Raw genomic sequence first — 20,029 nt, 5'->3', positions numbered from 1 at the left:
TGCGCGGGGCAGGATGGAGCCGTGGCCGGCCGCGTCGAGGAGCTCCTGGACGCCTGGGAGCTCACCCCGGACGGGCCACCCCTGCCGGCCCGCCGGGCGACCGTGCTGCCGGTCGTCGGCGAGCGGGGCCCGGCGGTGCTGAAGGTCGGCGTGGTCGAGGAGCGCACCGAGCACGAGGCGCTGGCGCTGCAGCGGTGGGGCGGCCACGGTGCGGTCCGGCTCCTGCGGGCCGACCCGCACCGCCGCGCCCTGCTGCTCGAGCGGCTGGCCGGACCGGACGCCGCCGACCCGCGCGCCGGGCTGTGGGACGTCGCGGCCGCCGAGCTGGTCGGCGCGCAGCTCGTAGGCCTCCACGTCGACCCGCCGCCGCAGGTGCCCCGGCTGGCGGCGTACGTCGCCGAGCGGAGCGCCGCGCTCGCCGCCCTCCCGCGGGACGCGCCGCTGCCGCGCCGGCTGGTCGAGCAGGCCGTCGCCCTCGGACGGGACCTGGTCGCCGACCCGGGGGAGGAGCGCCTGCTGCACGCCGACCTCCACCCCGCCCACCTGGTCGCCGCGGGGCCGGAGGCACCGGACGAGTGGCGCGCCGTGTCGCCCAAGCCGCTCGCCGGCGACCCGCACAGCGAGGTCGCGCCGCTGCTGTGGCACCAGTGGGACGACGTCGCCGGTGACGTGCGCGGGTCGCTGCGGCGCCGGTTCCACGCGGCGATCGACGCTGCGCTGCTCGACGAGGACCGCGCCCGGGACTGGGTCGTCGTCCGCACCGTCCACCGCGCGCTCGCGGCGCTCGGCGACCAGGAGCTCGTGACCCGCTGCGTCGCGGTGACCAAGGCGGTCCAGGACTGACGTCGGCGACCGGATCGCCGCGAAGATGCGGTGCGGACGCCCCTCCCGGGACAGAATCGCCGCGTGTCCCAGCTCGTCTCCGTCAACGTCGGCACGCCCCGCGAGGCAGCCTGGGCCGGCATCGGCCGCACCAGCATCGACAAGGCGCCCGTCACGGGTCCGGTCGAGGTGGGCCGGCTCGGCCTCGCCGGCGACGAGGTGTCCGACACCCGGCACCACGGCGGCCCCGACCAGGCGGTCTACGCCTACGCCCGCGAGGACCTCGACCGGTGGGCGGTCGACCTGGGCCAGGAGGTCCGCGACGGCCAGTTCGCGGAGAACCTCACCACCCGCGGCGTCGAGGTGACCGAGGCCGAGGTGGGGGAGCGCTGGGAGGTGGGCTCGGTGCTGCTCGAGGTCGCCTACGTCCGCACCCCCTGCAACGACTTCAAGACCTGGATGGGCCGGTGCGGCTTCGACAACCGCGCCTGGGTGAAGCGGTTCACCCTCGACGGCGCGCCGGGCGCCTACCTCCGCGTGCTCGCCCCGGGCACGCTCGAGGCCGGTGACGAGGTGCGCGTCGTCCACCGTCCGGGGCACGGGGTGACGATCGGGACGATGTTCCGCGCGCTGCACACCGAGCCGGCGCTGCTGCCGCAGCTGCTGGAGGTCGACGGGCTGGCGGCCAAGGCCCGCCGCAAGGCCGAGCAGTACGTCGCGTCCCTCCGCTGACCCGGGCCGACCGGGACTGACCGGGCTGACCCGGGCTGGACCGGCCGGTGCGAGAGGACTCTTTGCCGGCAGCTGCCCAAAAGCGGTCTGAACCGGTTACCGACGAGTCGCAAGTGACGTAGGTTACGGACCATCAGTCCGCGACGGGAGGAGCGGGCCGTTTCGGCCTACCCTCCCTGCCGTCACCCAGGAGAGCCATGCCTGTCAACCACGACACCAGCTTCGTCGACCGCCTGCCCGCGAACGTCGCCGTGCAGTTCCTCGACCGCGTCGCCCAGTCGTCCGGCGCCGAGGCCTACCGCTTCCCACGCGGAGAGGCGTGGGAGTCCGTCACCTGGGCGCAGGCCGGGGACCGCGTACGTCGCCTGGCCGCCGGCCTCCTGGCGCTGGGCCTGGAGTCCGAGCAGCGCGTGGGCATCGCCGCCGGCACCCGCTACGAGTGGATCCTCGCCGACCTCGCCGTGATGTGCGCGGGTGGCGCGACGACCACCGTCTACCCGACCACCAACGCCCCCGACGTGGCGTACATCCTCGGTGACGCCGAGTGCCGGGTCGTCTTCGCCGAGGACGACGAGCAGCTGGCCAAGATCAAGGCGCACAAGAACGAGCTGCCGCACCTGATGAAGGTCGTGACCTTCGACGGCACCGCCGACGGCGACTGGGTCATCACCATGGACCACCTCGCCGAGCTCGGCGAGAAGCTCCTGGCCGACCAGCCCGACATCGTCGAGCAGACCGCGCGGGCGATCCCCCCGGACCAGCTCGCGACCCTGATCTACACCTCCGGCACCACCGGCAAGCCCAAGGGCGTGCGGCTCAAGCACAGCTCGTGGGTCTACGAGGGCGCGGCGATCCAGGCCCAGGACATCCTCCACGAGGACGACCTGCAGTTCCTGTGGCTGCCGATGGCCCACTCCTTCGGCAAGGTGCTGCTCTCCAGCCAGCTCGCGTGCGGCTTCGCCACCGCGATCGACGGCCGGATCGACAAGATCGTGGAGAACCTCGGCGTCGTGAAGCCGACGTTCATGGGCGCCGCGCCGCGCATCTTCGAGAAGGCCCACGGCCGGATCGTCACGATGCAGGCCGCCGAGGGCGGCGCGAAGGAGAAGCTGTTCAAGAAGGCCTTCGAGGTCGGCATCCAGGTCGACCGGCTCAAGCGCGACGGCAAGAGCATCCCGCTCGGGCTGAAGCTGCAGCACGGCCTGTTCGACAAGCTGGTCTTCAGCAAGGTCCGCGACCGCTTCGGTGGTCGGGTCCGCTTCTTCATCTCCGGCTCGGCGGCGCTGAACCAGGAGATCGCCGAGTGGTTCAACGCCGCCGGCATCCTCATCCTCGAGGGCTACGGCATGACCGAGAACGCCGCCGGCGCCACGGTCAACCACCCCGAGGACTACAAGATGGGCACCGTCGGCCCCGCGCTGCCGGGCGCCCAGGTGCGCATCGGCGAGGGCGACGAGGTCCAGATCAAGGGCCCGCACGTCATGGAGGGCTACCACAACCTCCCCGAGGAGACCGCCAAGGCGTTCACCGAGGACGGCTGGCTGCGCACTGGTGACAAGGGCTCGCTCGACGCCGACGGTTTCCTCACCATCACCGGCCGGATCAAGGACCTGTTCAAGACCTCCGGTGGCAAGTACATCGCCCCCTCGGCCATCGAGTCGAAGTTCAAGGCGCTGTGCCCCTACACCAGCCAGTTCATGGTCTTCGGCAGCGAGCGCAACTACTGCGTCGCGCTGATCACCCTCGACCCGGACGCGATGGCGACCTGGGCCGAGGAGAACGGCATGAGCGGGAAGTCCTACACCGAGGTCGTCTCTTCCCCGCAGGTCAAGGAGATGATGGCCGGGTACGTCGAGGAGCTCAACGGTCGCCTGAACCGCTGGGAGACCATCAAGAAGTGGGAGATCCTCGACCACGACCTCACCATCGAGTCGGGCGAGCTGACCCCCTCGATGAAGGTCAAGCGCAACGTCGTCGAGGACAACAACAAGGCCCGGATCGACGCGCTCTACGCCTCCTGAGGCACGCTTGGTCCTGAGCCCAGGACCACCAGAGGTGGCCACCCCCGGTTGACGCGTTCGAACGCGTGTTCGATACTGGGGCGTGGCCACCTCTTCCTCTGCAGCGTCCTTGGCGGGGACCTCGGCAGCAGCCGAGATCGAGCGCCTGCGCGAGCGCATGCAGCGGATGACCGACGGGGTCCCGCGGCGCCCGTTGCCGACGCACCCGGCGCTCGGTGGGGTGGTGCAGCTGCGCACCGGCGGCAGCTACGAGGTCGACAGCACCTCCCTCGCGCTGGCCCTCATGGCCGGCCCGTCGCAGGCCGGTGAGTGGTGCGCGGTCGTCGGCGTGCCCGACTTCGGCGCCGAGGCCGCCGCGGCGGCCGGCGTCGACCTGACCCGCACCGTGCTGGTCCCCGAGCCCGGCGAGCAGTGGCTCGAGGTCACCGCCGCGCTCGTCGACGTCACCGCGCTGGTCGTGCTGCACCCGCCGCCGCGGGTGGGGGAGCACGTCGCGGAGAAGCTCGGCGCCCGGCTGCGCAAGCGCGGCGGCGTGCTGGTCGCGCTCGGCGCCTGGCCGCGCTGCGAGGTCCGGCTCACCACCGCCGAGCCCCGATGGACCGGGGTCGGCCTCGGCCACGGCCACCTGCGCAGCCGCCAGGTGGTCGTCGAGGCGCGCCGCGGCTCGGCGCCCCCGCGGCGTACGACGCTGTGGTTCCCCGGCGCGCCGGCCGAGACCCACCTGCGCCCCGTGCCCGCCCCCGCTCCCGACGTGCATCCCGCCGTGGTCGCGGCGAGCTGATGCGCGCGCTCGTCGTGTGGTGCCCGGACTGGCCGGTGGTCGCCGCCCTGGCCGAGGAGACCCTCCCGCCGAAGCAGCCGGCCGCGGTGTTCTCGGCCAACGTCGTGCAGGCGGTCAACGGTCCCGCCCGCGACTTCGGCGTACGCCGTGGCATGCGGCGGCGCGACGCCCAGGCGCGCTGCCCGGAGATCGCCGTCCTCGCCGCCAACCCCGACCGGGACGCGCGCGCCTTCGAGGACGTCCTGGCGGTGCTCGAGCAGCTGCGGCCGGGGATCGCGCCGCTGCGGCCGGGCCTGGTGGCGCTGCGCTCGCCCGGCCGGTTCTACGGCGGGGAGGCCGAGGCCGCGGCCGTCGTGGCCGAGCGGCTGGTGCAGCACGGCGTGTGGGACTGCCGGGTGGGGATCGCCGACGAGCTGTTCACCGCCGAGCAGGCCGCTCGCCGCGCGGAGCCGCAGGACAGCGTGGTGGTGCCGGCGGGGGAGTCGGTGCCGTTCCTGCGCGACCTGCCGGTCGAGGTGCTCGAGGACCCCGAGACGGTCGGGCTGCTCAAGCGGCTCGGGCTGCGGTCGCTGGGCCAGCTCGCCGACCTGGGCGCCGGCGACGTGCTCGCGCGGTTCGGCCGGCAGGTGGCCTGGGTGCACCGGGTGGTCTCGGGGCAGGGCGAGCGGCTGCTGGCCGAGCGCACGCCGCCGCCGGACCTGGAGGTCCACGTCGACTTCGAGCCGCCGCTGGACTCCGCGGAGACCATCTGCTTCAGCGCCCGGCGCACCGCCGACGCCTTCGTCGAGCGGCTGGCCCGGCAGAACCTCGTCTGCACCGAGCTGCTCGTGCAGGCCGAGGCCGACGGGGTCGTGGCCTCCTCGCGACGGTGGCTGCACCCACGCTGGTTCGGCGCGGCCGACGTCGTCGACCGGTTGCACTGGCAGCTGCAGGGCAGCCTCCGGTCCGGCGAGGTGCGGGCGCCGGTCGAGCGGGTGCGCTTCGTCCCGGAGACGGTCGTGCCGGACTCCGTGCACGCCGACGGGCTGTGGGGCGGCACCGACGAGCGGGTCCAGCGCGGGATCGCGCGGGTGCAGGGGATGCTCGGCCACGAGGCCGTCCTGGTGCCGGTGCTCCAGGGCGGGCGGGCGCCGGCGGACCGGCAGGCGATGGTGCCGTGGGGCGAGCGGCCGACCGGGCTGCGACCGACCGGGCTGCCGTGGCCGGGGAGCATCCCGCCGCCGGCGCCGGCCCGGGTGCTGGCCGACCCGTGGCCGGCGGCGCTGGTCGAGCCCGGCGGGCGGCCGGTCGTGGTCGACGAGCGCGGCGCGGTGCGCGGGGAGCCGGCGCGGTTCCGCCCCAGCGCCGACGAGCCGTGGCAGCCGGTCGCGGCCTGGGCAGGCCCGTGGCCGGTCGAGGAGCTGTGGTGGGAGGGCACGCCGCGGCGGGTGGCGCGCTTCCAGGTGGTCGGCGTCGACGGCCGCGCCTGGCTGATGACCTACGACCAGGCCGCCGCGGAGTCGGTGTGGTGGACCGAGGCCGGCTATGACTGAGCTGGCCATGACCGAGCAGGGCGCCTGATGGGCTGGAACAACCCCACCATGCCGTGGGCCGAGCTCGAGCGGCGGCTCTCCGGGCGCCCCGACCTGTCCTCGGAGGCGCCGATCTCCCGGCGCAAGCGGCGGCCCAAGCAGACCGACGTCGCCGCGCCGGACGGCCCGGTGGTCCCCTACGCCGAGCTGCACTGCCACTCCAGCTACAGCTTCCTCGACGGTGCGAGCTCCCCGGACCAGCTGGTGCTCGAGGCGATCCGGCTGGGACTGGACAGCCTGGCGATCACCGACCACGACGGCTTCCACGGGGCGCCGCTGTTCGCCGAGACCGCCCAGGTCAACGCCGCGCCGTCGGGGCGCTCGGGCCTGCGCACGGCGTACGGCTCGGAGCTCTCCCTCGACCTCGGCCGCTCCCAGCAGGGCGTCGCCGACCCCGAGGGCACCCACCTGCTGGTGCTGGCCCGCGGGGTCGAGGGCTACCACCGGCTGGCCGCGGCGATCACCGACGCGCACCTGCGCGGGCAGGAGAAGGGCCGTCCGGTCTACGACCTCGCCGAGCTGGCCGAGCGCGGGGAGGGCCACTGGCTGGTGCTGACCGGCTGCCGCAAGGGCGCGGTCCGCTCGGCGCTGCAGGCCGACGGGCCCGCCGGGGCGGCGCGGGAGCTGGGCCGGCTGGTCGAGCTGTTCGGGCGCGACTCGGTGGCCGTGGAGCTGGTCGACCACGGCTACCCGAGCGACTCCGGCGACAACGACCTGCTCTTCGCGCTGGCCGCCGAGCAGGGGCTGCCGGCGGTCGCGACCAACAACGTCCACCACGCCCGGCCCGGCGACCACCGGCTGGCCGCGGCAATGGCGGCGATCCGCGCCCGGCGGAGCCTCGCGGAGATGGACGGCTGGCTGCCGGCGAGCGGCGCGGCCTGCCTGCGGTCGGGGGAGGAGATGGCGCGCCGGTTCGCCCGCTACCCCGGCGCCGTGCGCCGCTCGGTCGAGCTGGCCGACCAGGTCGTCTTCGACCTGCAGAAGGCGACCCCGCGGCTTCCGAAGGACGGCATCCCCGAGGGGCACACCCCGATCAGCTGGCTGAAGGTGCTGACCTGGCGCGGCTTCGAGCAGCGCTACTACGGCACCGACCTCGAGGCCGAGGCGCGGGCCAAGATCCTCCACGAGCTCGAGGTCATCGAGCGCAAGGACTTCGCGGGCTACTTCGTCATCGTCCACGACATCGTCGCCTTCGCCCGCTCCCGCGGGATCCTGTGCCAGGGCCGCGGCTCGGCGGCCAGCTCGGTGGTCTGCCACGCGCTGGGCATCACGGCGATCGACCCGGTCTTCTACCGGCTGCCCTTCGAGCGGTTCATCTCCGAGCACCGCGACGAGGAGCCCGACATCGACGTGGACTTCGACTCCGACCGCCGCGAGGAGGTCATCCAGTGGGTCTATGAGCGCTACGGCCGCCACAACGCCGCGCAGGTCGCCAACGTCATCAGCTACCGGCCCAAGATGGCGGTCCGCGACGCGGCGAAGGCGCTCGGCTTCTCCCCGGGGCAGCAGGACGCCTGGTCGAAGTCGATCTCGAGCTGGACCAAGGTCGAGCCCGACGGGGACACCGGCGACACCGAGGTGCCCGAGCAGGTCGTCGCGCTAGCCAACCAGCTGCTCTCCACGCCGCGCCACCTCGGCATCCACTCCGGCGGGATGGTGCTCACCGAGCGGCCCATCGGCGAGGTCTGCCCGATCGAGCACGCCCGGATGGAGGGGCGCACGGTCCTGCAGTGGGACAAGGACGGCTGCGAGTTCATGGGCCTGGTCAAGTTCGACCTGCTCGGCCTCGGGATGCTCTCCGCGCTGGACCACATGATCCGCATCGTCGGGGAGCACCTCGGCGACCGCTGGGAGCTGGCGACGATCCCCAAGGAGGAGCCGGCGGTCTACGACATGCTCTGCCGGGCCGACTCGATCGGCGTCTTCCAGGTCGAGAGCCGCGCCCAGATCGGCACCCTCCCGCGGCTCCAGCCGCGCTGCTTCTACGACCTGGCCATCGAGATCGCCCTGATCCGCCCCGGCCCGATCCAGGGCGGCGCGGTCCACCCCTACGTCCGCCGCGCCACCGGCCGCGACCCGGTCGACTACCCCCACCCCGAGCTCGTCCCGGTGCTCGAGCGCACGCTGGGCGTGCCGCTGTTCCAGGAGCAGCTGATGGACATGGCCAAGACCATCGGCGACTGCACCCCCGACGAGGCCGACCTGCTGCGCCGGGCGATGGGCTCCAAGCGCGGCATCGAGCGGATCGAGAGCATCAAGCACAAGCTGTACGCCGGCATGGCGCGCCGCGGGATCCTCGGCGACGACGCCGACGCGATCTACGTCAAGATCCTGTCCTTCGCGAACTTCGGGTTCGCCGAGAGCCATGCGCTGTCCTTCGCCAAGCTCGTCTACGCCAGCTCGTGGTTCAAGCTGCACTACCCCGGCGCGTTCCTCGCCGGGCTGCTGCGCGCCCAGCCGATGGGCTTCTACTCCGCGCAGTCGCTGGTCGGCGACGCCCGCCGGCACGGCGTCTCGGTGCTCAAGCCGGACCTCCACCGCTCCGGCGCGCAGGCCGACCTCGAGCCGCTGGCCCCCGACGCCCGGGTCTCGGGGATGGACTCCTGCCTGCTCGACCACCCGGGCAAGACGTTCTTCGTCCAGGGCACCCCCGATCCCACCCCGCAGCACCGCCGGGACGCGGCGTACGCCGTCCGGCTGGGGCTGGACTCCGTCCGCGGCATCGGGCCGGACGTGGCCGAGCGGATCGTCGCCGCCCGGGCCGAGCGGCCGTTCGCCGACCAGGTCGACCTGTCCCGGCGCGCCGGTCTCGACGCCCGCCAGCTCGAGGCGCTGGCGACCGCCGGGGTCTTCGACAGCAGCGGGCTGACCCGTCGCCAGGCGCTGTGGAACGCGGGCTGGACCGAGCGGGAGGACCAGCTCGAGGGCGTCCGGGTCTCCGGGGGCGCGCCGATGCTGCCGGACATGGACGCCGTCGAGACGACGATGGCCGACCTGTGGGCCACCGGGGTGACGACCGACAGCCACCCCTTCGGCCACCTGCGCGAGCAGCTGCGCCGGGCCGGTGTCCGGTCGGTCGCTGACCTCGCCACGACCGAGGCGAACCGGCGGATCAGCGTCGCCGGCCTGGTCACCCACCGCCAGCGCCCCGGCACCGCCGGTGGGGTCACCTTCCTCAACCTCGAGGACGAGACCGGCATGCTCAACGTCATCTGCACCGTCGGCGTCTGGCGCCGGCACCGCAAGGCGGCCGCCGGCTCCTCGGCGGTCGTCATCCGCGGGATGCTCGAGCGCGAGGACGGCGTCACCAACCTGGTGGCCGACAAGATCTCCTCCCTCGAGGAGCTCCACCCCGAGGCCGGCCGGGCGCTGCGCGAGAAGCACCGCTCCCGCGACTTCCGGTGAGCGGGGCCACGGCGCCGCCGAACGTGCCCGACCCGGTCCGCGGTGGGAGGATGAGGCAGTGCCTTCCGTCCTCCCCGCCGGCGACCCGGTGCCCGAGGACGGCAGCCTCCCCGAGGAGTCGCTCGCGCGCCTGGGGGAGCGGCCGTTCGGCTTCTACGTGCACGTGCCGTTCTGCACGGTCCGCTGCGGTTACTGCGACTTCAACACCTACACCGCCGAGGAGCTGAGCCGCGACGGGCACACGGTGTCCCGCACCTCCTACGCCGCCTCCGCGGTCGAGGAGGTACGCCGCGCGCGGCGCGTGCTCGGCGACCAGGACCTGCCGGTGGAGACCGTCTTCCTCGGCGGCGGCACCCCGACCCTGCTGGGCCCCGAGGACCTCGGGTCGGTGCTCGCCGCGATCGACGAGGAGTTCGGCCTGGTCGCCGGGGCCGAGGTCACCACCGAGGCCAACCCCGACAGCGTGGACCTGGGCTACCTCGACGGCCTGCGCGCCGCCGGCTTCACGCGGGTCTCGGTCGGCATGCAGTCCGCGGTGCCACACGTGCTGCGCGTGCTCGACCGCACCCACGACCCGCTGCGGGTGCCGGCGGTCGTCGAGTGGGCCCGCGCGGCCGGCTTCGACCAGGTCAGCCTCGACCTCATCTACGGCACGCCGGGGGAGTCGCTGGACGATTGGGCGACCTCGCTCGACGCCGCGCTGGCGGCCGCCCCCGACCACGTCTCGGCGTACGCGCTCATCGTCGAGGAGGGCACCGCCCTGGCCCGGCAGGTCCGCCGCGGCGAGGTGCCGATGCCCGACGACGACGACCTGGCCGACAAGTACCTCCTGGCCGACGAGCGGATGACCGCCGCCGGGCTGGGGTGGTACGAGGTGTCCAACTGGAGCCGCGACCGCGCCGCGCGCTGCCGGCACAACGAGCTCTACTGGACCGGCGCGGACTGGTGGGGCGTCGGCCCGGGCGCGCACTCCCACGTCGGCGGCACCCGTTGGTGGAACGTCAAGCATCCCGCGGCGTACGCCGACCGGCTCGCCGCCGGCCGCAGCCCGGCGCACGCCCGCGAGGTCCTCACCACCGAGGACCAGCGCGTCGAGCGGGTGCTGCTCGAGCTGCGGCTCGCCGACGGGCTGGACCGCACCGTGCTCGACGAGGCCGGGAACGCAGCAGTCCCCGGCCTGGTCGACCGGGGACTGCTGGTGGAGCGCGCGGACCGGCTGGTGCTCACCCGCGCCGGCCGGCTGCTCGCCGACGCCGTCGTGCGCGACCTGCTGGCTTGAATCCGCTGGTCCGAGCTGCTGGGGCTGAGCCTCAGCTGACCATCCGGATGGTCAGGGGGTAGCGGTAGAGCTCGCCGTTGCCGGCCTTGACCGAGCCGACGATCGTGAAGACGAGCCAGATCAGGCCCACGATCGGCAGCAGCAGGAAGCCGATGAGCACGAAGGCGAGCACGAACGCGACGATGCCGTAGATGAGGATCGAGAGCTGGAAGTTCAGCGACTCGACCGCCTGCGCCCGGACGTAGCCGGACTGGTTGCCCTTGATGAGCATCACCAGCAGCGGTCCGAGGAACGCCAGCGCGACGAACGCGCCGATGAGCGCCGACCAGTGCGCGGCGCCGCCCCAGGTGCGCTCGTCGGGGTTGGCCGGTCCGCCGCCCTGGTAGGGCTGGAACGGTGGCTGGCCGGGCGGCTGCTGCCCGTAGCCGTAGGGCTGCTGCCCGTACGGCTGCTGGCCGTAGGGCTGTTGGCCCGACGGCTGCTGGCCGTACGGGTCCTGGGGTCCGGACGGCGGCGGACCGTAGGGATCGCTCACGGCTGCTCCTCGGTGACGAAGTCGATCAGTTCCTCGACCCTACCGAGAAGTGCCGGTTCCAGGTCACCGAAGGACTGGACCTTCCCGAGGATGTGCTTCCACGCCCGCGCGATGTCGGCCTGGTCGCGGTGCGGCCAGCCGAGCTGCTGGCACACGCCCTTCTTCCACTCGAGGTGCCGCGGGACGTCCGGCCACCGCTGCAGGCCGAGCCGGGCCGGCTTCACCGCGGCCCAGACGTCGATGAACGGGTGGCCGACGATGAGCACGTGCTGGCCGACTGGCGAGCGGCGCACCGCGTCGGCGATCCGGCTCTCCTTCGAGCCCCTGACGAGGTGGTCGACGAGGACGCCGACGCGGCGGTTCGGGCCGGGGCGGAAGTCGCGCAGGTGCTCGGAGAGGTCGTCGATGCCGTCGAGGTACTCCACGACCACGCCCTCGATCCGCAGGTCGTCGCCCCAGACCTTCTCGACGAGCTCCGCGTCGTGCCGGCCCTCCACGAAGATCCGGCTCGCGCGCGCCACCCGCGCCTTCGCGTCGTGGACGGCGACCGAGCCGGACGCGGTGCGGGTCGGCTTGGCCGGCGCCGTCTGCCGGACCGGCGCGGTGAGGATGACCGGCTTGCCCTCCAGCAGGAAGCCGGCGCCGAGCGGGAACGTGCGCCGGCGGTCGCGCCGGTCCTCGAGGGTGACGGTGTGCAGGTCGCGGTCGACGGCGACGATCTCGCCGACCCAGTCGGTCGTGACCTCCTCGACGACCGCGCCGAGCTCGGCGGGCGCCTCGACGGCCCGGCCGCGCTTGGGTGCACGCCAGTCGGTGGAGAGGACGTCGGAGCCGTAGCGGTCGGTCACGCCTCCGACGCTAGGCGCGGGCGCCGACGGTCCGGCGCACGGCGCGCCGGGGTCAGCCGTCCTGTGACGTGCTCGACCCGTCCGGCGCCCGCTCGCCGTCCTGCTCCTGGGCGTCCTGCTCCTGGTCGGTGTGCTTGCCCTCCTCGAGCAGGTCGCCGGCGGTCTCGCCGGGCTCCAGGCCCTCGGCGAGCGGGTTCTCGTCGCCGGGTCGGAGGTCCTCGGGCAGCTGGTCGTCGCCGATGCCGGTCGCGTCCTGGCCGGCGTCCTCAGGGGTCGCTTCGCTCATGGCAGGCCCGTACCCGGCTCAGATGAGCGGCAAGCGGCGCTGGCTGCGGGGCAGCTGGGCGTAGGCCCGCTCGACCGCGGTGCGCAGGTGCTCCCGCGGCCACGGCCACTCCGCGGCGGCCAGCGCGTCGGCCAGGGGCACGCCTCGGGAGGCGAGGTCGCGCGCGGTCTCGGCGACCACGCCGATCTGGTTGCGCTGCTCCTCGACGAAGTCCCGGTCGACGACAGGGCCGTGGCCCGGCACCACGATCGACGCGGACGTCGTCAGCCCGAGCACGATGTCGAGGCTGAGGGGCCAGTCCATCGGCCAGGAGTCGTCGCCGAACGACGGCGGCGCCGAGGACTCGACCAGGTCGCCGGCGACCAGCACGTCGGCGTCGGGCACCCGCAGGACCAGGTCGCCCGCGGTGTGCGCCCGCCCGGGGTGGACCAGCTCGAGGGCGCGGTCGCCGAGGTCCAGCACGCGGGCCGAGGAGAAGGTGTGGTCGGGCACCACGACCGGGGTGGCGAGGACCTCGTCGTGGTGCGGGTCGGCCGGCTCCCCGGCGTACTCCTGCCGGGCGGTCTCGGCCGTCCGCTCCAGCTCGGCCGCCGCCTCCTCGTGCGCGTGGATCGGCACCTCGGGCCAGCCCTCGCGGAAGGCGCCGTTGCCGAGGGTGTGGTCGAGGTGCCAGTGGGTGTTGACGACGGCGACGACCTCGCCGGCGCCGAGGTCGCGTACGTCGTCGGCGAGCGCGCGTCCCGCGACCGCCGAGGCGTGGGTGTCGACCACCACGAGCCCCCGGTCGCCGCCCACGACGGTGGTGGTCACGTCGTACCAGGGGAGGCGGGTCACCCAGACCCGGTCGGCGATCTCGGTGAACGTCACCCGGCCGAGCCTAGGCCCGGACTCGTCAGCACATGCCGTGGTGGAGCTGGCGGCGCAGCATGTCGCCGAGCTCGGCGGTCGTGCGGGCCGCCCGGGGGAAGCGCAGGACGGTGCGGTCCGCGCCGTGGGTCCCGACCCACTGCACCTCGACGCCGTCGACGCGGAGGTCGGCCAGCGCGACGCCGACGACCTGGGCAAGCGGCGTGCCGGTCGTGGTCGAGACCGCGCGCCGCAGCTCGTCCTGGTGGTGGTCGTTGGCGTGCTCGACCGAGCGCTGGAGGTAGCCGCGGTTGAGCTGGTGCTCCGACGCCCGGAAGCGCGCCAGGTCGACCGGCACCTGCTCGGTCGCGGACCCGCCGACGCGGCCCAGCACCACGCGCTCCGGCTCGAGCGCCACGACGTCGCGGGGGTCGCCGCAGCAGACGCAGCTCTCGCGACCGCGCACGACGAGCCGCCCGGCGATGCTCACGGTGACCTCGCGGTCGGGCGAGCCGGGTCGGCCGAGCCCGCTGGCGAGGGTGAGCACGGCGCCGCGGCCCTCCGCCGCCGCGACCGCGAGGTCGCTGGAGAGCGGGGTGGAGAAGGTCGGCTCGCCGCCGCAGTCCTGCATGACGGTGCCTTCGGCGTCCGGGCCGTCGAGCACGCCCGGCGCTCCGTCGACCGCCATCTGCACGTCGGCCGGGCAGGAGAGCACCGCGCGCGCCGCGGCCGCCGACCGGTGCGGGTCGTGGCGGGTGGTGCTGCTCGGGACGACGGTCATGCGGGGCTCCTCGGTGCGCTCGTCAGGCAGTCGGTCTCGCGGTTAGGTGAGCCTAACCTACGTCGATCGGCGATGCCCGGTCGACGGGACGTCTCGCTCGCCGAGATCGGGCCGGCGGCCCGGGTCGCGCTACAGTTGGCACTCAGTAGTGACGAGTGCCAGATGGTGGGAGGCGACGTGCAGGAGGACCGCAGGCTCGCCGTGCTGCGGGCCATCGTCGAGGACTACGTGGCGACCGAGGAGCCGGTCGGCTCCAAGGCGCTCGTCGAGCGGCACGGCCTCGGCGTCTCGCCCGCCACGGTCCGCAACGACATGGCCGTCCTCGAGGACGAGGGCTACATCACTCAGCCGCACACCAGCGCCGGCCGGGTGCCCACCGACAAGGGCTACCGGCTCTTCGTCGACCGGCTCAGCACCGTCAAGCCGATGACCGCCGCCGAGAAGCGCGCGATCTCCTCGTTCCTGGACGGGGCCGTCGACCTCGATGACGTCGTCACCCGCTCGGTCCGCCTGCTCTCGCAGCTGACCCGCCAGGTCGCGGTCGTGCAGTACCCCACGCTCTCGCGCTCCACGGTCCGCCACGTCGAGCTCGTCGCGCTCACCCCGTCCCGGCTGCTCGCGGTGCTGATCCTCAGCACCGGCCGGGTCGAGCAGCGCCTCGTCGAGCTGCCGGCGGAGGTGTCCGAGGACGCCCTCGCCGACCTGCGGTCCCAGGTGCTCCAGGCCGCGACCGGCCAGATCATCGCCGATGCCGTACGCCGGCTGCGCGAGGCGGTGCCGGAGGTCCCGGGCCCCGGGCCCGACCGCGACGACGGGGTGACCCGCGCCGTGGTCGAGACCCTCGCCGACGCGATGGAGGACCACCGCTCCGACCAGCGGATCGCGGTCGGCGGCGCGGCGAACCTCGCGCGCTACGGCGACTCCTTCGACTCCGCCGTCCGCCCGCTGCTCGAGGCGCTCGAGGAGCACGTGGTGCTGCTCAAGCTGCTCGGCGAGGCGACCGTCGGCGGCACGGTCACGGTGCGCATCGGGGCCGAGGGCCCCTACGAGGAGCTCGCCTCCACCAGCGTCGTCGCCACCGGGTACGGCCCGCGCGACGAGGCGCTCGCCACGCTGGGCATCGTCGGGCCCACGCGCATGGACTACCCCGGGACGATGTCCGCCGTGCGCGCCGTCGCCCGCTACGTCTCCCGCATCCTCGACGAGGGCTGACCGGCCCTCGTCACGCCGTACCCCTCCACCCGAACCACCTCCCGATCTCGTAAGGAACACAGGTGAGCCAGGACCTCTACGACCTGCTCGGAGTCGACCGCGACGCGGACGACACCGCGATCAAGAAGGCCTACCGGCGGCTCGCGCGGCAGTACCACCCCGACGTCAACCCCGAGCCCGAGGCGCAGGACAAGTTCAAGGAGATCTCCCGCGCCTACGAGGTGCTCTCGGACCCGCAGAAGCGGTCGGCGTACGACCGTGGCGGCGACCCGTTCGGCGGCGGGGCCGCCGGCTTCGGCCAGGGCGCCGGCTTCTCGTTCACCGACATCATGGACGCGTTCTTCGGCGGACACGCGGGCGGCGGCGCCGGCGGTGGTCGCGGTCCGCGCCCGCGCGTGCGCCGTGGCCAGGACGCGCTGATCCGGCTCGACGTCGACCTCGCGGAGGCCGCCTTCGGCGTCACCCGTGAGCTCAAGGTGGACACGGCCGTGCTGTGCACGACCTGCCACGGCGACGGCGCCGCGCCCGGCAGCCACCCGGTGCCGTGCGAGACCTGCCGCGGCCAGGGCGAGGTCGCCCACGTGCAGCGCTCGTTCCTCGGCGAGATCCGCACGCTGCGCCCCTGCGCGGCCTGCCGGGGGTTCGGCACGATCATCCCCGAGCCGTGCCGCGAGTGCTCCGGCGACGGCCGCGTGCGCTCGCGCCGCACGCTCACGGTCAAGATCCCGGCCGGCGTCGACACCGGCACCCGCGTCCAGCTCGCCGAGCAGGGCGAGGTCGGGCCGGGCGGTGGCCCCGCCGGTGACCTGTACGTCGAGATCCAGGTCGCCCCGCACCGCGTCTTCACCCGCCACGGCAACGACCTGCACTGCACGGTCACCGTGCCGATGACCGCCGCCGCGCTCGGCACGTCGCTGACGCTGCCGACGCTCGAGGCGGACGTCGAGCAGGGCGCGGACTCCGGCGTCGAGACCGAGTTCAGCCTGGAGATCCCTGCCGGCACCCAGTCCGGCACCGAGCAGGTGCTCCGCGGCCGCGGCGTGCCCGGCCTGCGCGGGGGCCGCGGTGACCTGGTCGTCAGCGTGGCCGTCGAGACGCCGCAGCGGCTCGACGCCCGCCAGGAGGAGCTGCTGCGCGAGCTCGCCGCGATCCGCGGCGAGGAGACGCCCTCGGGCCAGGTCAAGCCGGGCTCGAAGTCGTTCTTCGGCCGGCTGCGCGACGCCTTCGACGGCCACTGACAGGCGCTTCCGCGATGTCGCTGCCGGTCCACCTCGTCCCCACGCTCGAGGGGGTCGCCGCCGGGTCCTCCGTGACCGTCGAGGGCGACGAGGCGCACCACGCCGTCGCCGTCCGCCGGCTGCGGGTGGGGGAGAGCGTCGTCCTCACCGACGGGGCCGGCACCTCGGTCACGGCCGAGGTGGCCTCGACCGGGAAGCGCGTTTTCACTGCGGTCGCCGCCGACGTACGCCGCGTGGCTGCGCCGTCGCCGGCGTTCGTCGTCGTCCAGGCGCTGCCCAAGGGCGACCGCGGGGAGCTGGCCGTCGAGGTGCTGACCGAGGTCGGCGTCGCGCGGGTCGTGCCGTGGGCCGCGTCGCGGTCGGTCGCCGTCTGGAAGGGCGAGCGGGCCGCGAAGTCGCTGGCCAAGTGGCGCGCGACCGCGCGCGAGGCGGCCAAGCAGGCGCGCCGCTCGTGGTTCCCCGAGGTCGACGAGCTCGCCTCGACCGCCGACGTCGTGGCGCTGCTGTCGTCCGCCCCGCTGGGCGTGGTCCTGCACGAGGAGGCGTCGGTGCCGCTCGCCTGCTTGGACGTGCCTGCGGACGGCCCGGTCGTGGTCGTCGTCGGCCCCGAGGGCGGGCTGACCGAGGAGGAGGTCGCGGCGTTCACCGCGGCCGGTGCCTCCTCGGTGCGGTTGGGCGCCGAGGTGCTGCGCACCTCGACCGCCGGCGTCGCCGCCGTCTCCGCGCTCCTCGCGCGGACCGAGCGCTGGGGCTGAGTGCTTACTCGACCGTGATGGTCTTGCTGTCCTCGGTCGGGCCGAAGCCCTCGCCGCCGGACGGGTCGTCGGTCATGGCCACGAACGTGTAGGTGCCGGGCTCCAGCCCGGACACGTCGACCTCGCTCGCCCAGGGGTAGAGCTTGTCCATCCAGCCCTCGGCGGTCGCGAACCCGTCGAGCACCACCTTCCCCGCGCCGTCGCGCACCTCCCACGGCACGGTCGCCTCGAACGACGACGCCACGCCCGCGGCCGTGAACGAGTCGGCCACGGTCGCGCCCTCCTCGGGGCCGCTCACGCTGACCAGGGCAAGCACCTCGAGCGGTGCCGCCGCGGCGAGGTCGCCCTCGAGGCCGAACAGCGGCGCCGGCGTACCGCTGCGGTCGACCACGCGCACGGGCAGCCGCTCCTGCGCGACGCCCTGGAGGGTGTAGACGAGCTGCTGGGCGGCCAGGCGGGCGCCGTTCGCGGACAGGTCACCGCGCTCGGTCCAGGCCTGGTCGGCCAGGGTCGCGACGATCGCGTCGTCCTGCGCCTCGACGGAGGCGAAGGTGCCCTCGGGCCACAGTGACCGGTAGTCGGGGTCGAGCGCGTCGCCCGTGGTCAGCAGCTCGGCGGCGGCGGTGAAGGGGTCCCCGTCCACGCGGCGGAACTCGCGGTAGAGCCGCACGCCCTGCGGCGTCTCGCAGGCGAAGTAGACCGGCACCGTCGTCTCGCCACCCTCGCCGCCCTCGCCGCCGCCCGGAGTGCCGCTCGCGGACGGGTCGGCCGGGGTCGGCTCGTCGCTGGAGGTGCTGCCGGCGGTCGGTGAGCTCGTGCTGCCGGCCGGCGTCGGGTCCTCGGCCGAGGTGTCGTCCTCGCCGCACCCGGCCAGCGTCAGCGCGAGGGTGGAGGCGGTCAGCAGGGCGGAGATCCGCAGGCGAGCGTCCATGGTGCCCATCCTCCCGGTTGTGGGCCGTCGATGCTGGTGGGACGCGCGCGGGACGGCGCTAGGTTGCGTGCATGAGCGATCCGGACTGCTTGTTCTGCAAGATCGTCGCCGAGGAGGTGCCGGCCGAGGTCGTGCACGTCACCGAGCGGACCGTCGCCTTCCGGGACATCAACCCGCAGGCGCCCACCCACGTGCTGGTCGTGCCGCGCGACCACTACGAGAACGCCGCCGCGCTTGCCGCCGGCGACCCGGCCGCGTCCGCCGAGCTGGTGACGGCCGCTGCCGCGATCGCCACGGCCGAGGGCCACGAGGACTACCGCCTGGTCTTCAACACCGGTGCGGGCGTCGGCCAGACGGTCTTCCACGCGCACCTGCACGTGCTCGCTGGGCGGTCGATGACCTGGCCCCCGGGCTGATCCGTCCGTCGACGGCAGCCCTCACCGGTAGCCGACGAGGGTCGGGGTGGCGGTGAGGACGCGGAGTGCGGTGGATGGTCCCGGGATGGTGACGGTGCCTGAGACGGGGCGCCAGGGTCCGCCGTCGACGCTGAACTCGGCGCTGTAGGTGGTGTCGACGCTGGGCGCCACCCGTCCGGCCCTGCGGTAGTCGTGGGTGACGTCGAGGTCCGGGTACGGCGCACCGGGCTCGGTCGTCGTGGTCGTCGTGCCGTCGCCGAAGTGCCAGGTGTAGCCGGTCGCGGTGATGCGGAGGTCGACTCGCCGGCCGAGGAGGGTGACGCTGCGGGTGAGGTCGCCGCGGTCGGTGTAGAAGTTCGTCGCGAAGTTGACCAGCGTGCGGCCGTTGGGTGGTTGGACCTGAAGCTGTGCCGCTGGGAGCGGGAGGCGGCGGAACGCGGCAGCCACCATGCCGGGCGTGAGCTGCGGCGCGCTTGGCTGCTCGACCTCTGGGACGCACTCGACGTTCCAGTTCGTCCCTGCGCAGAACCCCTCCGCGAGGGCCGTGCCGACGTCGACCTGGGCGCCGAGGCTCACCGTCTGGGCTGTGTCCGAACTTGAACCGTTGGTCTGCGCCGACGGAGTCGTCGTCTCGATATTGGTCCACAAGCCGCCGGTAGTGGTCCCGACCTCGACTGGGCCCGAAGGGTCGTCGGCAATGGCCGTGGTGCTCGCTGATACCGACAGGAGAAGCGCGCTGGCTGAGATGAGCCCCGTGCGCAGTCCCTTCATCGCAGTTTCAGTTCTCTGACTTGCCACCCGCCAGCGTCCTGCTGAAGCGCCATGGCGACGGTTTGGATGCTCGGAGCGACGGTCTTGACCGTCTGGCCGGATGCATCCAGCCACCGCTCCCGGGCGGTGCGGACCCTGACCTCCCATACGTCGTCGTCCTTGCCCGGGTCAGGCTCGGCCGAAAGCACCGTCCAGTCTCCGTCGACGATGCGGCCGCCGTTCTTGTACGCGGAGCGGAGATTCCTCGCCAGGGTCTTGCAGTTCACACAGGACTCGTCGGCTAGGACCATGAATCCGGCCGGATCACCGGTGGAGATCGCCTCGGTGAGTGCTGCATAGAACGACTCGATGAACGCGACCTCGTCGTCCGGCATGTCGTCATTGGCCGCGCTCGCGGACGCCGAGGGCGAGGCGACCGCGGACGAGGTCGACGCCGTCGGCTCCGGCGCGACCTTGGGCTCGGGGTTGTCGGAGGAGCATGCGGAGAGCGCGAGGGTGGCGACGATCGCCAGGGCACTGAGGTTCCGCAGCGGCATGGTGTGGTCCTTCCCGAGACAGCAGCGCCCAGACCGAGGCGCCGTCACGGACGATAACCACGTCCCGCGCCTGGGAACACCGCCTCGCGCCATCCTGTGGACAGCGGGAAGCCGCAGGAGACGACCCGCGTCACGGCGGCCTCAACAGTCCCAAGCACCCGTCGACAATCGAGCAATTGCGCGGCTGTAGCGGTTCGGACGGCCGGGAAGGCGCTGAAACCGCGCAATTGAACGATCGTTGACGCGCCCGACCCAGCCCCGAC

20 protein-coding genes are annotated in these 20,029 nt (G+C 73.7%); 11 read left to right on the top strand and 9 right to left on the bottom strand.

The window, feature by feature from the left end:
* Nucleotides 1-21 precede the first annotated feature (21 nt).
* From G6553_RS10275 to hemW, 7 genes are all read left to right on the top strand, one after another.
* Nucleotides 22-843, top strand: a complete 822-nt coding sequence (locus tag G6553_RS10275) for an aminoglycoside phosphotransferase family protein (RefSeq protein WP_166191853.1) — start codon at nt 22-24, stop codon at nt 841-843.
* A gap of 63 nt (nt 844-906) precedes the next feature.
* A complete protein-coding gene (locus tag G6553_RS10270) occupies nt 907-1,554 on the top strand; it encodes an MOSC domain-containing protein (RefSeq protein ID WP_166191850.1) in 648 nt (215 codons plus the stop codon).
* Nucleotides 1,555-1,751: 197 nt separating this feature from the next.
* Complete coding sequence (locus tag G6553_RS10265) at nt 1,752-3,575, top strand: AMP-dependent synthetase/ligase (RefSeq protein ID WP_166191847.1); 1,824 nt, start codon at nt 1,752-1,754, stop codon at nt 3,573-3,575.
* 82 nt (nt 3,576-3,657) lie between these two features.
* On the top strand, nt 3,658-4,356 hold the full coding sequence (locus G6553_RS10260; protein ID WP_347565626.1) for a hypothetical protein: 699 nt from the start codon (nt 3,658-3,660) through the stop codon (nt 4,354-4,356).
* Nucleotides 4,356-5,888, top strand: coding sequence for a DNA polymerase Y family protein (locus G6553_RS10255; protein ID WP_166191844.1), 1,533 nt, complete (start codon nt 4,356-4,358; stop codon nt 5,886-5,888). Before G6553_RS10260 ends, G6553_RS10255 begins: the two co-directional genes overlap by 1 nt.
* Nucleotides 5,889-5,915: 27 nt before the next feature.
* Nucleotides 5,916-9,332 carry an error-prone DNA polymerase gene (locus G6553_RS10250; RefSeq protein WP_166191841.1) on the top strand — a complete coding sequence of 1,139 codons (3,417 nt, stop codon included), beginning with the start codon at nt 5,916-5,918 and terminating at the stop codon, nt 9,330-9,332.
* A gap of 58 nt (nt 9,333-9,390) precedes the next feature.
* A complete protein-coding gene (hemW, locus tag G6553_RS10245) occupies nt 9,391-10,611 on the top strand; it encodes a radical SAM family heme chaperone HemW (RefSeq protein ID WP_166191838.1) in 1,221 nt (406 codons plus the stop codon).
* Nucleotides 10,612-10,642: 31 nt separating this feature from the next.
* Here hemW and G6553_RS22140 read toward each other — a convergent pair whose 3' ends face one another.
* The 5 genes from G6553_RS22140 to G6553_RS21145 are packed head-to-tail and all read right to left on the bottom strand — an operon-like array spanning nt 10,643 to nt 13,907.
* Nucleotides 10,643-11,146 carry a DUF4870 domain-containing protein gene (locus G6553_RS22140; RefSeq protein ID WP_166191836.1) on the bottom strand — a complete coding sequence of 168 codons (504 nt, stop codon included), beginning with the start codon at nt 11,144-11,146 and terminating at the stop codon, nt 10,643-10,645.
* Complete coding sequence (locus tag G6553_RS10235; protein WP_166191833.1) at nt 11,143-11,994, bottom strand: DUF3097 domain-containing protein; 852 nt, start codon at nt 11,992-11,994, stop codon at nt 11,143-11,145. The genes G6553_RS22140 and G6553_RS10235 overlap by 4 nt, the downstream gene beginning before the upstream one ends.
* A 52-nt stretch (nt 11,995-12,046) precedes the next feature.
* Nucleotides 12,047-12,280 carry a hypothetical protein gene (locus G6553_RS10230; RefSeq protein WP_166191830.1) on the bottom strand — a complete coding sequence of 78 codons (234 nt, stop codon included), beginning with the start codon at nt 12,278-12,280 and terminating at the stop codon, nt 12,047-12,049.
* 18 nt (nt 12,281-12,298) lie between these two features.
* Nucleotides 12,299-13,147 carry an MBL fold metallo-hydrolase gene (locus G6553_RS10225; protein WP_166191827.1) on the bottom strand — a complete coding sequence of 283 codons (849 nt, stop codon included), beginning with the start codon at nt 13,145-13,147 and terminating at the stop codon, nt 12,299-12,301.
* A 25-nt stretch (nt 13,148-13,172) separates the two neighbouring features.
* Entirely contained in the window at nt 13,173-13,907 is a 735-nt protein-coding gene (locus tag G6553_RS21145) for a hypothetical protein (RefSeq protein ID WP_166191824.1), read from the bottom strand.
* Nucleotides 13,908-14,084: 177 nt separating this feature from the next.
* Between G6553_RS21145 and hrcA the strand changes: the two genes are divergently transcribed.
* The 3 genes from hrcA (at nt 14,085) to G6553_RS10205 (ending at nt 17,112) form a co-directional block, all read left to right on the top strand.
* Nucleotides 14,085-15,119 carry a heat-inducible transcriptional repressor HrcA gene (gene hrcA / locus G6553_RS10215; protein ID WP_166191967.1) on the top strand — a complete coding sequence of 345 codons (1,035 nt, stop codon included), beginning with the start codon at nt 14,085-14,087 and terminating at the stop codon, nt 15,117-15,119.
* A 62-nt stretch (nt 15,120-15,181) separates the two neighbouring features.
* A complete protein-coding gene (dnaJ, locus tag G6553_RS10210; RefSeq protein ID WP_166191821.1) occupies nt 15,182-16,357 on the top strand; it encodes a molecular chaperone DnaJ in 1,176 nt (391 codons plus the stop codon).
* A gap of 14 nt (nt 16,358-16,371) precedes the next feature.
* Nucleotides 16,372-17,112 carry a 16S rRNA (uracil(1498)-N(3))-methyltransferase gene (locus tag G6553_RS10205; RefSeq protein ID WP_166191818.1) on the top strand — a complete coding sequence of 247 codons (741 nt, stop codon included), beginning with the start codon at nt 16,372-16,374 and terminating at the stop codon, nt 17,110-17,112.
* A gap of 4 nt (nt 17,113-17,116) precedes the next feature.
* Here G6553_RS10205 and G6553_RS10200 read toward each other — a convergent pair whose 3' ends face one another.
* The gene (locus G6553_RS10200) at nt 17,117-18,043 is read right to left on the bottom strand and encodes a Gmad2 immunoglobulin-like domain-containing protein (RefSeq protein WP_166191815.1); all 927 of its coding nucleotides are present in this window, start codon (nt 18,041-18,043) and stop codon (nt 17,117-17,119) included.
* 71 nt (nt 18,044-18,114) lie between these two features.
* Here G6553_RS10200 and G6553_RS10195 point away from each other — a divergent pair, with 71 nt between their 5' ends.
* A complete protein-coding gene (locus tag G6553_RS10195) occupies nt 18,115-18,459 on the top strand; it encodes an HIT domain-containing protein (RefSeq protein ID WP_166191812.1) in 345 nt (114 codons plus the stop codon).
* Nucleotides 18,460-18,480: 21 nt separating this feature from the next.
* Here the strand turns inward: G6553_RS10195 and G6553_RS10190 are convergent, their stop codons facing one another.
* The 3 genes from G6553_RS10190 to G6553_RS20680 all read right to left on the bottom strand — a co-directional run.
* Complete coding sequence (locus G6553_RS10190) at nt 18,481-19,035, bottom strand: hypothetical protein (protein WP_242680259.1); 555 nt, start codon at nt 19,033-19,035, stop codon at nt 18,481-18,483.
* A 191-nt stretch (nt 19,036-19,226) separates the two neighbouring features.
* On the bottom strand, nt 19,227-19,766 hold the full coding sequence (locus tag G6553_RS10185; RefSeq protein WP_166191806.1) for a DUF6318 family protein: 540 nt from the start codon (nt 19,764-19,766) through the stop codon (nt 19,227-19,229).
* 44 nt (nt 19,767-19,810) lie between these two features.
* A partial coding sequence (locus tag G6553_RS20680; protein WP_207619605.1) for a hypothetical protein occupies nt 19,811-20,029 on the bottom strand: 219 nt, incomplete at its 5' end.

Source organism: Nocardioides sp. IC4_145 (genome assembly GCF_011250565.1).
In the GTDB taxonomy this organism is placed as follows: domain Bacteria; phylum Actinomycetota; class Actinomycetes; order Propionibacteriales; family Nocardioidaceae; genus Nocardioides.
The sequence above is the reverse complement of the archived record's forward strand: the minus strand, read 5'-3'. Positions and strand labels throughout refer to the sequence as shown.